At 64.5% G+C, this 12,138-nt stretch carries 11 protein-coding genes; 4 read left to right on the forward strand and 7 right to left on the reverse strand.

The window, feature by feature from the left end:
- The 6 genes from epd to KW825_RS12180 all read right to left on the reverse strand — a co-directional run bounded on the left by epd (position 1) and on the right by KW825_RS12180 (position 5,885).
- Positions 1-1,011, reverse strand: coding sequence for an erythrose-4-phosphate dehydrogenase (epd, locus tag KW825_RS12155; RefSeq protein WP_042653074.1), 1,011 nt, complete (start codon positions 1,009-1,011; stop codon positions 1-3).
- A gap of 47 nt (positions 1,012-1,058) precedes the next feature.
- A complete protein-coding gene (locus KW825_RS12160) occupies positions 1,059-1,988 on the reverse strand; it encodes an ROK family protein (protein WP_218329359.1) in 930 nt (309 codons plus the stop codon).
- A gap of 216 nt (positions 1,989-2,204) precedes the next feature.
- Positions 2,205-3,272 carry a uroporphyrinogen decarboxylase gene (gene hemE / locus KW825_RS12165; protein ID WP_218329360.1) on the reverse strand — a complete coding sequence of 356 codons (1,068 nt, stop codon included), beginning with the start codon at positions 3,270-3,272 and terminating at the stop codon, positions 2,205-2,207.
- 163 nt (positions 3,273-3,435) lie between these two features.
- On the reverse strand, positions 3,436-4,221 hold the full coding sequence (nudC, locus tag KW825_RS12170) for an NAD(+) diphosphatase (protein ID WP_218329361.1): 786 nt from the start codon (positions 4,219-4,221) through the stop codon (positions 3,436-3,438).
- 153 nt (positions 4,222-4,374) lie between these two features.
- The gene (locus KW825_RS12175; RefSeq protein ID WP_042653078.1) at positions 4,375-4,980 is read right to left on the reverse strand and encodes a TIGR04211 family SH3 domain-containing protein; all 606 of its coding nucleotides are present in this window, start codon (positions 4,978-4,980) and stop codon (positions 4,375-4,377) included.
- A 152-nt stretch (positions 4,981-5,132) separates the two neighbouring features.
- Positions 5,133-5,885: a potassium channel family protein gene (locus KW825_RS12180; protein WP_218329362.1), complete on the reverse strand. Its 753-nt coding sequence runs from the start codon at positions 5,883-5,885 to the stop codon at positions 5,133-5,135.
- Between the two features lie 99 nt (positions 5,886-5,984).
- Here KW825_RS12180 and KW825_RS12185 point away from each other — a divergent pair, with 99 nt between their 5' ends.
- The 3 genes from KW825_RS12185 (at position 5,985) to glnE (ending at position 10,774) form a co-directional block, all read left to right on the forward strand.
- Entirely contained in the window at positions 5,985-7,235 is a 1,251-nt protein-coding gene (locus KW825_RS12185; protein WP_218329363.1) for a methyl-accepting chemotaxis protein, read from the forward strand.
- A 71-nt stretch (positions 7,236-7,306) separates the two neighbouring features.
- Positions 7,307-7,753, forward strand: coding sequence for a GNAT family N-acetyltransferase (locus tag KW825_RS12190; protein WP_042653081.1), 447 nt, complete (start codon positions 7,307-7,309; stop codon positions 7,751-7,753).
- Between the two features lie 144 nt (positions 7,754-7,897).
- Positions 7,898-10,774 (forward strand): bifunctional [glutamate--ammonia ligase]-adenylyl-L-tyrosine phosphorylase/[glutamate--ammonia-ligase] adenylyltransferase, encoded by a 2,877-nt coding sequence (glnE, locus tag KW825_RS12195; protein WP_218329364.1) that lies wholly within the window; start codon positions 7,898-7,900, stop codon positions 10,772-10,774.
- Positions 10,775-10,835: 61 nt separating this feature from the next.
- Here glnE and KW825_RS12200 read toward each other — a convergent pair whose 3' ends face one another.
- On the reverse strand, positions 10,836-11,570 hold the full coding sequence (locus tag KW825_RS12200; RefSeq protein WP_218329365.1) for an SDR family oxidoreductase: 735 nt from the start codon (positions 11,568-11,570) through the stop codon (positions 10,836-10,838).
- A gap of 321 nt (positions 11,571-11,891) precedes the next feature.
- Here KW825_RS12200 and KW825_RS12205 point away from each other — a divergent pair, with 321 nt between their 5' ends.
- Positions 11,892-12,119, forward strand: a complete 228-nt coding sequence (locus KW825_RS12205; RefSeq protein ID WP_218329366.1) for a hypothetical protein — start codon at positions 11,892-11,894, stop codon at positions 12,117-12,119.
- Positions 12,120-12,138: the final 19 nt, after the last annotated feature.

The following is a 12,138-nucleotide window of genomic DNA, read 5'->3' on the forward strand; positions in this document are numbered from 1 at the left end:
TCAGCCTGCGGCCATCATGGCCCGGGTGGTATCCAGCATACGGTTGGCGAAGCCCCATTCGTTATCACACCACATCAACATCTTGACGAGGTTGGCATCGCTCACCCGAGTCTGGGTACCATCAATGATGCAGGAGTGTGCATCATGATTAAAGTCTACGGAGACCAAAGGCTCTTCCGTGTAATCCAGGATACCGCTTAATGTACCTCTGGATGCCCGTTGCAGGGCTTGATTTACGTCAGTAACTGTCACTTTTTTACGAACAGTAATACTGAGATCCATCGCCGTTACGTTGATGGTCGGCACCCGCACCGCGATCGCCTCGAACTTGCCGGCGAAGTGCGGCAGGATCCGCTCCAACCCCTTTGCCAGCTTGGTATCCACCGGAATGATGGACTGGCTGGCGGCCCGGGTTCGGCGCAAATCGCTGTGGTAAGCGTCGATGACTTGCTGATCGTGCATGGCCGAATGAATTGTCGTAATAGTACCACAATTTATCTCGAACTCTCGATGCAATGTTTCGATGACGGGCACCACGCAGTTGGTGGTACAGGAGGCATTGGAGACGATCCGCTCCCTTCCCGTCAGCACCTGATGGTTCACCCCGAAAACGATTGTCGCGTCCACGTCCGCATCCGCCGGATGAGCGAACAGCACCTTGCCCGCCCCCGCGCCCAGATGGCGCTCGGCATCGGCCCGCGAGCCGAACACCCCGGTGCAGTCCAGCACCACGTCCACCCCCAGCGCCCGCCAGGGCAGATTGGCCGGATCCCGCTCGGCAAACAGGGGGATGAGATCCTCCCCCACCAGCATGCTGTGACCCGCCAGTTGCACCGGATGGCGGAAACGGCCGTGGCTGGTATCGAAGCGGGTGAGGTGCACCATGGCCTCGGGGGCCGCCAGTTCGTTGATTGCGACTATCTTGATGGTCTTGTCACGGCCGCTCTCGTAGAGGGCCCGCAGCACGTTGCGACCGATGCGCCCGTACCCGTTGATGGCAATCTTGATCATGGAAAATGGGTGTCCTTAGCGACGGCAAAAGAGGGCCTATGGATGACTCACGACAGCAGGGCATCCTGGAAGACGCCTCTGGCCAGCAGCGCAGCCCCGAAGACACCGGCGCTGTCCCCGAGGGAGGGCGCTATGATGGGGGTGGCGAAGCGGGGGTTGAAGAGGAACGGCAGCACCGTCTGACGGCCCGCCGTATAGAGGCTCTGTACGTTGCCGACCCCGCCGCCGATGACGATGACGTCCGGATCCAGGATGTTGATCACGTTGGCCAGTGCCTGACCGAACAGCAGGTGCAGCCGGTCGATGGTGAGCTTCGCCACATGATCGTGGGCGCTGGCCGCCGCAATCTGGGCGAGGGAGAGGTGGCGCTTGGCTTTGGCCTCATACCAGGCCTCCAGCGCGGGGCCACTGATGAAGGTCTCGACGCAGCCGCGCTTGCCGCAGTAGCACTCGGGCCCATCGGGGGAGAGCACGTTGTGGCCCCACTCCCCGGCGATGCCGTGGTGGCCGTTGAGGATCTGGCCGTTGATGACGATGCCGGAGCCGACCCCGGTGCCCATGATGATGCCGAACACGACTTTCGCATCCGGATGATGCTGGCGCACCGCCCCCAGGTGGGTTTCCGCCAGGGCGAAGCAGTTGGCATCGTTGGCGATGAGCACAGGCACGCCGAGCCGGCGCTCCAGATCTTCCTTGAACGGCTTGCCGTTGAGCTCTGTGGTATTGCAGTTCTTCATCAGCCCGGTCTGGGGATCCCGCGCCCCCGGTGTGCCCATGCCGATGACGGCCGGGCGCTGACCGAGCTTGCCGGCGCACTCGTCCACCAGCTTGGCGATCTGGCCTATCATGTGCTCGTAACCGCCACGGCGCTCGGTGGGGATGCGATGGCGCAACAGTACCTCGTCGCCATCGAGCACCACGCACTCGCACTTGGTCCCGCCCAGATCGATACCCCAATCCCACGACTTCTTGCTCATTCTGCCTCCTGCATGGCGAGCGAGACGGCCGATACGCAGCCTCGCACGCTGTCGCTCATCTTGTGTGTGGCCACCGCCACAGATGGCGCAGTGTAACCCGAGCCGGGGCCGGCGCGCAGTACCCAAAACTGTGCAAGGGCCAAAACGGCGCCTCCCCGGATAACACAACGGGGCCCTGGGGCCCCGTTGTCATGATGCTGATGCTGCGGTTCGACCTCAGCGGCCGTGATACTGAGCGGAGAGCTCGTGCACCGCGTTGACGAAGACGCCGGCGTGCTCAGGATCCACATCCTGATGGATGCCATGGCCCAGGTTGAAGACGTGGCCGTTGCCGCTGCCAAAGCCCGCCAGGATGGTGGCGACCTCTTCGCGGATGCGGGCGGGGGCGGCATAGAGCATGGAGGGATCCATGTTGCCCTGCAGCGCCACCTTGTCGCCGACCCGGCGCTTGGCGTCGGCGATGTCGGTGGTCCAGTCCAGTCCCAGGGCGTCGCAACCGGTGGCGGCGATCTGCTCGAGCCACTGACCGCCGTTCTTGGTGAACAGGGTCACAGGCACGCGGCGGCCCTCGTGTTCGCGGATCAGGCCGTCGACTATCTTGTGCATGTACTGCAGGGAGAAGTCGCGGTAGTCGCGCGGGGTCAGCACCCCGCCCCAGGTGTCGAACACCATGACCGACTGGGCACCGGCCTTGATCTGGGCGTTGAGGTAGCTGATGACGCTGTCGGCCAGCTTGTCCAGCAGCAGGTGCAGGGTCATGGGCTCGGCGTACATCATCTGCTTGATCTTGGTGAACGCCTTGGAGCTGCCCCCCTCCACCATGTAGGTGGCCAGGGTCCAGGGGCTGCCGGAGAAGCCGATCAGCGGCACCTCGCCCTTCAGCTCGCGGCGTATGGTGCGCACCGCATTCATCACGTAGCCGAGTTCGTCTTCCGGATCCGGCACGGGCAGCGCCTGCACATCGGCCATGGATTTGATGGGACGCTCGAAGCGCGGGCCTTCGCCGTGTTCGAAGTAGAGGCCCAGCCCCATGGCGTCGGGGATGGTGAGGATGTCGGAGAAGAGGATGGCGGCATCGAGCGGATAACGGCGCAGGGGCTGCAGGGTGACTTCACAGGCCAGCTCGGCGTTGCGGCACAGGGACATGAAGTCCCCCGCCTGGGCGCGGGTCGCCTTGTATTCCGGCAGGTAACGGCCAGCCTGGCGCATCATCCACACCGGGGTCAGGTCCACATCCTGGCGCAGCAGGGCACGCAGGTATCGATCGTTCTTCAGCTCTTTCATCCCAGTTCCTGAGTCATATCCAGCATAAAATGGCGGATATGATACCACTTTGTGCACGGCTCTGGGCGGTCCAAACTGCCAGCCCGGCCGGTTCGAGTACAAAGATGTGAAGGGGCGCAAACAAGCGCCCCGTTTTTGTCCCGTCAGCGCACTCAGCCGACCCTCACGCCTCCTCGCCGAGACAGAGGGCGATCAGCCGCCGCGCTATGGTGCCGTGAGGGGGCAGCCGTGGCAGCCGATCGGCGCCGAAGAAGTCGGCCGCCACCAGCTCCTCGTCCTGCACCCGGATCTCGCCACCCTCGTAGTCGGCGATGAAGCCCATCATCAGACTGTGGGGGAAGGGCCAGGGCTGGCTGGCGACGTAACGCACCTTGCCCACCCGGATGCCGCTCTCCTCGAACACCTCCCGCGCCACGCACTGCTCCAGGTTCTCCCCCGCCTCCACGAAACCGGCCAGCACCGTATACATGGGATCTTCCGCCTGATAGTGACGGCGATGGGCCGCCAGCAGGATGTCGGACCCCTTGCGCACCGCCACTATGATGCAGGGGGAGATCCGCGGGTAGACGACGTGACCCTGCCGACACCCTTGCGCCCACTCCCCCGCCTTGGGGACCATGGGAGTACCACACTCGCCGCAGAAGCGGTGGCTGCGACGGAAGGTGGCCAGCTGCCAGGCGCGGCCCGCGAGACGAAAGCCCTCCTCATCCCCCGCCACCATCAGCTGGCGCAGCGGCATCATGACCGATGGCTCGCCCTCGGCATCCGCCCCCAGATCCAGCAGATAGCAGGGCAGATCGTCCCATTGGTCGAAGCGCTCGAACGGGGCCTCATGCAGGTGGGCGGGGAGTTGGGCACGGGGGCCCTGTGGGATCTGCCCCTGTTCATCCAGCAGGACGAGATGATCGCCCCCCAGCACGAACCAGCGGGCCTGTTCGGTTAATGGCATGAGATGAAAACTCTTGTTGAGACTGTGGTGCAGGGCACGGACAAGTGAGACTCATCTTACGACCGGGCGGCCGTCGTGGCGACCAGATTGCCGCGGCCATGCACAAAAAAAGGGCCGCCATGGCGACCCCTCTCATCCAACCGGCACCGCCGATCAGTTCATCCAGCGTTCGCTGCTCTTGCGGCGACGCGGCAGCATGGGCAACAGGATGCCAAGCAGGATGCCGCCCCCCACCATGGCACCACCGCGGATGAACCAGTCCATCTGCATGTCGTGCTCCTGGTTGTCATAGCTCTGGGTCAGGGCGTCATTCTGCTCCTTGAGACTGCTCATCTCGGCGCTCTGGCTGCCGAGCTGGGTCTTCAGGCTGGCGATCTCCTTGGTCTGTTCGGCGATCTTGCCATCCTTCTCGGCGAAGCGTCGCTCGTTGTCGCCATTGAGGTTCAGCAGGCGGGCCTTGGCCTCTTCCAGCGCGGTTTCAACCTGGGGCAGACGCTCACGCAGGCTGATGTCGGCTTGCAGTTCGCTGTTTTTGATCCAGCCCTCGCGGCCACGGTCGTCTACCACCTGGGTAAAACCGGCCGCATTGTTCACCGCCTTGACCTCCAGCGGTTCACCGGCCTTGACGCTGCCGAGGATCCGGTACTGGGTGCCAGGACCGTTGTGGATAAAGGTAAAGATGTTGTCTGAAACATAACGGGTATCGGCCAGGGCCTGTTGGGCACACAAGCAGATCAAAATCCCGAGAAGGGCGCGCATGGTCGATCGATTCTCTTCGTTGAGTTAGGTGACAGGCCGAATGTTAAGCTGCTGGCGGGTCAAAGGACAAGCAAAGAAAAGCGCCTCCCCCCTCGCCGTGAGGCAGGCCGCCCCTTCCCCCGTTTGCCACGCGACCATTCCAGACGCCGAGGCTACTTCTGTTTCAGTGCCTGCACCTCTTCTCGCAGTGCCTTGAGCTCCTGCAGCAACAGCGCCTGCTGTTCAGTCTGCTGGTGCCGCCACTTTGCGGTGTCATCGTTGGTCTTGCCGGGATGGACGAACAGGCTGGCCATGAAGCCGCTGAGGGCACCAAACAGACCCACCCCAAACAGGATCAGCAGACTGGCGACGAAACGCCCCTCCTCAGTCCTCGGCACCAGATCGCCGTAACCCACGGTAGAGAGCGTCACCAGCGTCCACCAGAAGGCGTCATAGGGTGTCTGGATCAGGCTGCCCGGCTTGTCCGCCTCTACCCAGAACATGACGCAGGACCCCACCCCCAGCAGCAGGAAGAACAGGAACAGGATGCCGGAGAGGGTGGTCTCGTTGCGCTCGCGGCGAAACATGCCGAGCAGATCCGGCCTGTCCCGCAGCAGCTGATAGACCCGCCACAGCTGGATCAGCCGCGCCCAGCGCAGCTGTTCCACCATGGGCAGGCTGCCGGGCAGGTAGAACCAGTTCGCCTTGAAGAAGGCCATCCGATCGGGGGCACGAACCCAGCCATAGGCGAAATGGGCGAGGAAGAAGTAACAGATCAGGCTGTCGATGTCATAGAACAGCTGCAGAGTCATCGGGCTCCACGAACCATGCCCCCACCAGCGGGCACAGACCAGAGCGACGGAGATCACCGACAGAAACGCCATCAGCAGATCCATGGCGCGCAGGTGAGTTAAGTGATGTCGCATGCATTTTCCTACTTTAGGCACGGAGCTAAGTAATAAAAGTGAAGATAATGCCGATAGTCATGATGACAAAGGGAAAATGGACCTTAGAAGGAGAAAACTATGCAGTTAAATTCGCTGGAACGGCGCATGAGCAACATTCGACTGGTGCCCAAGGTGGTGCTGCTCATGGTGTTCAGCACGCTGCTGTTGCTGGCCAAGCTCTGGTTCGATGCCAGCAATCTGGAGGCCACCCTGCTCGGCGAGGGGATCGAGGCCGCCAAGGCCAACGACATCGCCGATCGCCTGCTCTGGAGCGGCCTGATGGAGACCGCGCTGATGGGGGTCATCTTCGTCGTCCTGCTGCTGACCGGCTCCCGCCTCATGGTCAAGCAGGTGCACTACCTGGTGGGACTGCTTGAGCGTTTCGCTCGCAAGGATCTCAGCCACAGCGTCTTGCTCAAGTCCCGCGACGAGTTCGGCGACATCGCCAAGGCGGTCGCCCACTCCCAGGAGAACCTCAAGCAGGTGTTTGGCACCCAGCGCGTCGCCTGCAAGGAGCTCAACGACATCGCCTCCCAGGTCACCCTTTGCATGGAGGAGGCCAACGAGGCGATCAGCGAGGAGTTCGTCCAGATAGAACAGCTGGCCAGTGCCATGAACCAGATGGTCGGCGCCATTCGCGAGGTGGCCAATCATGCGGAGCAAGCCTCCCACGCCACCGCCGACGCCTGCCTGCTGGCCGAGGAGGGCAGTCGCTGCGTGGCGGCCACCGTCAGCACCATAGACACCCTGTCCGGCAACATCCAGCGCTCCTCCGCCGTGGTCAACGAGGTCGAGCACGGCGTCGATCGCATCGGCTCTGTGGTGGACACCATCCGCGGCATCTCGGAGCAGACCAACCTGCTGGCCCTCAACGCCGCCATCGAGGCCGCCCGTGCCGGCGAGGCGGGTCGCGGCTTCGCCGTGGTCGCCTCCGAGGTGCGCGAGCTGGCCAACAGAGCCCAGGCCGCCACCGTCGAGATCCAGAAGATGATCGAGCAGTTGCAGGGCAACGCCCGCCAGGCCGTCGGCCTGATGAGCGAGAGCGTGCAGCAGGCCGACAAGGGGGTGGCGCAGGTGACCCAGGCCGGCGATCAGCTCGCCACCATAGTGCAGCGAGTGCGCGGGGTGGCGGACATGAACCGCCAGATCGCCGCCGCCTCCGAGCAGCAGAGCGCCGTGGCCGAGGAGATGAGCGCCAATCTGGAGCAGGTCAAGCAAGTGGTGGAGGGATCCGTGGTGGTGCTGCGGGAGCTGCAGGAGGCCTCCGAACTGGTGGAGCACCACAGCCAGACCCTGGACACTCATATCCAGGCCTTCAAGCTGGCCTGATGTCGCGATTTGAGTAAACTGGAAGGCCCCGCGAGGGGCCTTTCTTATTCATGTCACGGCAAGGAGCCAGGATGCAGACAGCACAACACTCTTCCCAACTGGAGATCAGCGACGACAAGGGGCGGCTCGACGTGTCGCTGATCCACCAGTTCCTGTCCGAGGAGGCCTACTGGTGCCTCGGCATTCCACGCTCGACCCTGCAGCGCGCCATCAACCACTCCCTCTGCTTCGGCGGTTATCTGGCGGGTCAGCAGGTGGCCTTCGCCCGGGTCATCACCGACAGGGCCACCTTCGGCTACCTGGCGGATGTGTTCGTGCTGCCCGAGCATCGTGGCCAGGGCCACAGCAAGGCGCTGATCGCCGCCATCCTGGCTCACCCCGAGCTGCAGGGGCTGCGCCGCCTGAGCCTGGCCACCTCGGATGCCCAGGGCCTCTATGCCGGCTTTGGCTTCAAGCCACCGCGCACCCCGGCCAGCCTGATGGAAATCTACGATCCCGAGATCTATCGGCGCCCCTGAGCCCCTGCCGCGCCGGCAGCCCATTTTTCCCTGCGGGATCATGCTTCTCACCCCCGGCCTGTGACGGGCCGGCGTGGCAATGGTAGATTGGCTGCCGGCGTTTTCATTCCCTCTGCAGATCCGTTAACCACAAGGACGGCAACCGTGGCCCAGCATTCACCTTCTCTCCCCTCTGCTCTGCCCCCTATTTTGCAAGATCAGGCCCTGCGCCAGTGGCAACGGCTGCTCGATCTGGCCCCCGTTTATGGCGATCTTCCCGCGGTGGAGCAGCAGACCCTGCTGACCCTGCTCGGCCTCTCCGACTTTGTCTCCGACAGCCTCATCAAGCAGCCGGAGCTGCTGGCACAGACCCTCGCCTCCGGAGATCTGGCGTGCGGCGAGCGCTGGCCCGCCTACCAGCCCGAGTTGGCGGTGCTGCTGGCCGAAGTCCATGACGAGGAGGCCCTCAAGCGCGTGCTGCGCCAGTTCAGACGCAGCCGAATGCTGGTGATCGCCTGGCGCGAGCTGCTGGGGCAGGCCGAGGTGGAGGAGAGCTTTATTCATCTGACTAAATTGGCGGATGCCCTCATCTGCGGCGCCCGTGACTGGCTCTACGCCAGACAGTGCGTTGAGCTCGGCACCCCCATGGATGGCAACGGCGATCCCCAGCCGCTGCTGATCCTCGGCATGGGCAAGCTGGGGGGCGGCGAGCTGAACTTCAGCTCAGACATCGACCTCATCTTCACCTTCCCGGAGAACGGCTACACGGTCGGCGGGCGGCGCGAGCTGGCCAATCAGCAGTTCTTCATCAAGCTTGGCCAGCGGCTGATCAACGCCCTGCACCAGCCCACCCAGGATGGTCAGGTGTTCAGGGTCGACATGCGACTGCGCCCGTTCGGCGAGGCGGGGCCGCTGGCCATCTCCTTCGCCGCCATGGAGGATTACTACCAGCACCACGGCCGCAACTGGGAACGCTACGCCATGGTCAAGGCGCGGGTACTCGGCGCCCAGTGTGAGCAGGCCCAGGCCCTCACCGAGCTGCTGCGCCCCTTCGTGTTTCGCCGCTACATCGATTTTGGCGTCATCGACGGCCTGCGCCAGATGAAGGCGATGATCGCCGCCGAGGTGCGCCGCAAGGGGCTGGAGGGCAACATCAAGCTCGGCTCCGGCGGCATCCGCGAGGTGGAGTTCATCGCCCAGGCGCTGCAGCTCATCCGCGGTGGCCGCGAACCCGCCCTGCGGGTACGCCACCTGCCCGAGGCGCTGGCCGCCATCGCCCAGAGCGGGGCACTCGAGGAGACGCGCTGTCAGCGGCTGCTGGAGGCTTACCGCTTCCTGCGCCGGGTCGAGAACATACTGCAGGAGATAGGCGATCAGCAGACCCAGACCCTGCCCACCGAGCAGCGGGATCGGCTGCGGCTGATCACGGCCATGGGCCTTGATGACTGGCAAGCCTTCATGGCCCGGCTGGACGAGGAGATGGCCGCTGTCCACCAGGAGTTCGTCGCCGTGGTGGGGGAAGAGAAGGAGGCCCCGGCCCACCTGGAGCAGCTCTGGCTCGATCTGTGGCGCACCGAGCTCGATGCCGGTGAGCTGGAGCAACTGCTGACCGCCCAGGGGGTCGAGGATCCGGCCCCGCTCTGCGCCGCCCTGCTGCGTTTCAAGGAGGAGTACAGGCGCCGCCAGGTCGGTCCCCAGGGGCGGATCGCCCTGGACTGGCTGATGCCGGAGCTGCTGCGACTGGTGGTGGCGAGCCAGGCGCCGGCCCGGCTGTTCGAGCGGGTCTGCACCCTGCTGACCCGCATCTTCACCCGCAGCGCCTACCTGCAACTGCTGGCGGAGAACCCCGCCGCCCTGCGCCAGCTGGTGCGGCTGTGTGACGCCAGCCACCTGGTGAGCGAGCAGCTCGCCCGCTACCCCATCTTGCTGGACGAGCTGCTCGATCCCCAGCATCTCTACCACCCGACCCCGCTGGATCAGTACAAGCCCCAGCTGCGCCAGTTCCTGCTGCGCATCCCCGAGGAGGACGTGGAGCAGCAGATGGAGGCGCTGCGCCAGTTCAAGCAGGTGCAGCTGCTGCGCATCGTCGCCGCCGACATCGCCGGCGCCCTGCCGTTGATGAAGGTGAGCGATCACCTCACCTGGCTGGCGGAGGCGATCACCGAAGAGGTGGTCAATCAGGCCTGGCTGCAGATGAGCGAACGCTACGGCGTGCCGCCCGAGGTGACGGCGAGCGGCCAGCGCGGCTTCGCGGTGGTGGCCTACGGCAAGCTCGGCGGCATCGAGCTCGGCTACGGCTCGGATCTGGATCTGGTGTTCCTGCACGGCGGCGATCCCAACCGCTACACCGATGGGCCCAAGTCCATCGACAGCCGCCAGTTCTACCTGCGCCTGGCCCAGCGCATCCTGCACCTGTTCAGCACCCGCACCCCGTCCGGCATCCTGTACGATATCGATATGCGGCTGCGTCCCTCCGGCGACGCCGGCCTGCTGGTCTCGTCCCTGGCCGCCTACGAGCAGTACCAGCTGAACGACGCCTGGACCTGGGAGCACCAGGCGCTGGTGCGGGCCCGCCCCATCTACGGCGACGACGCCATCCAGGCCGAGTTTGGCCGGGTGCGCCGCGCCGTGCTCGCCAAGGAGCGAGATCTCCCTACCCTGGCCAGGGAGGTGCGCGAGATGCGCCACAAGATGCGGGATCACCTGCTCAAGGCCGGCGAGGGGGAGTTCGATCTCAAACAGTCCCCGGGCGGCATGGTGGACATAGAGTTTATCGCCCAGTACCTGGTGCTGGCCCATGCCAACGGCGAGCCGGACGCGTTGACCCGCTGGTCCGATAACGTGCGCATCTTCGATGAGTGCGTGCTGGCGGGGGTGCTCAGCCTGGAGCAGGCCGAGGGGTTGAAGCAGGCCTACCTGGAGATCCGCAACCTCGGCCATCGCCTCAACCTGTCGGAGATCTCCCGCAAGGTGGGGGACGACCAGTTACTGACCGAGCGCGGCCATGTGCTGGCCGTCTGGCAACAGCTGCTGGGGGAATGAGTAGCCAGGGAAGTAATGAGAAGGGGCGCCGCGGCGCCCCTTCTGCTTGCATGGCCTGCCCCTATCGTCCACCGGCCAGATCGATGATGGTGCCGGTGGCATAGGAGGCCTCGTCCGACAACAGCCAGGCGATGGCGGCGGCCACCTCGGCCGGCTGGCCACCCCGCTGCAGCGGGATCTGGTTCTTCACCCGCTCCACCCGACCGGGCTCGCCCCCATCGGCATGCATCTCGGTATGGATGAAGCCGGGCCGCACCCCGTTGACCCGGATCCCCTGCGCCGCCACCTCCAGCGACAGGCCTTTGGTCAACACGTCGATGGCCCCCTTGGAGGCGGCATAGTCGACATATTCCCCCGCGGCGCCGAGGCGGGCGGCGGCCGAGGAGACATTGACGATGGCGCTACCCCTGGCCATGCGGCGCACCGCCTCGCGGCAGCAGAGGAAACAGCTGGTCACATTGGTGGTCAGGGTCTTGTTGATGCGCTCGGCACTCATCTCCAGCACCTTCATCTGTGGCTGCAAGATGCCGGCGTTGTTCACCAGATGGGTGATGATACCCAGTCTCGCGTCCATCTCATCGAACAGCCGCACCACCTCGGCCTCGACGCTGACGTCCGCCTGCACGGCGATGCAGGCCACCCCGTGGCGGGCCTGGAGCTCGGCCACCAGCGCCTCGGCCGCCGCCCGCTGCTGCCGGTAGTTGATGCAGAGCCGGTAGCCCTGCCCCGCCAGATGATGGGCCGTCGCCGCCCCTATGCCCCTGCTGCCACCGGTGATCAATGCGTTCCTGTTCATCGCGCCTCCTTGCCCATCGCTGTTGCTGGCCCCCGATACTACCCCATGGCCGGACAACTGCAACGGCCTCCCGGGCCCGGTCGCGCGCCGCTCAAAAAAGACGCCTTTCCCATGAATGGAAAAGCCCGTGGCGCCGGTCTTGTTGAATACGCGTCGTCAATGCCGTCCGGGATGATCCGGTTGCCCAACCGGATCGTAAACAGGATCCGTGAGTCACAGCCTCCGTGAGCGCAATGTCGGAGGTCCGCTCCTCACCAAGATGACGTCACACGGACACTCGACCAAGACTGGCCGGGTGCCGGAATGTCCAAGGAGTAGAAGATGCATGCAACCGGTAACACCATCAGCCGTCTGGCTGGCGCCGCCCTGGCAATGGCGGCCGTTCTCCTGTCTGGCGCGGCGATGGCCGCCAACACGGGGCAACATGGCGAAGATCAGGTCCAGTGTTCGATGGCAAGCAGCTGCAAGGGTCAGAGTGCCTGCGAAGACCAGAGCGTTCGCAGCATGACCCGGGAAGAGTGCAACTCCAAGGGGGGCAAGGTCCGTTAAGCGGATGACGCCGTTCTTG

It is taken from the genome of Aeromonas sp. sif2433 (assembly GCF_019218705.1).
GTDB classification, from domain to species: Bacteria; Pseudomonadota; Gammaproteobacteria; order Enterobacterales; family Aeromonadaceae; genus Aeromonas; species Aeromonas encheleia.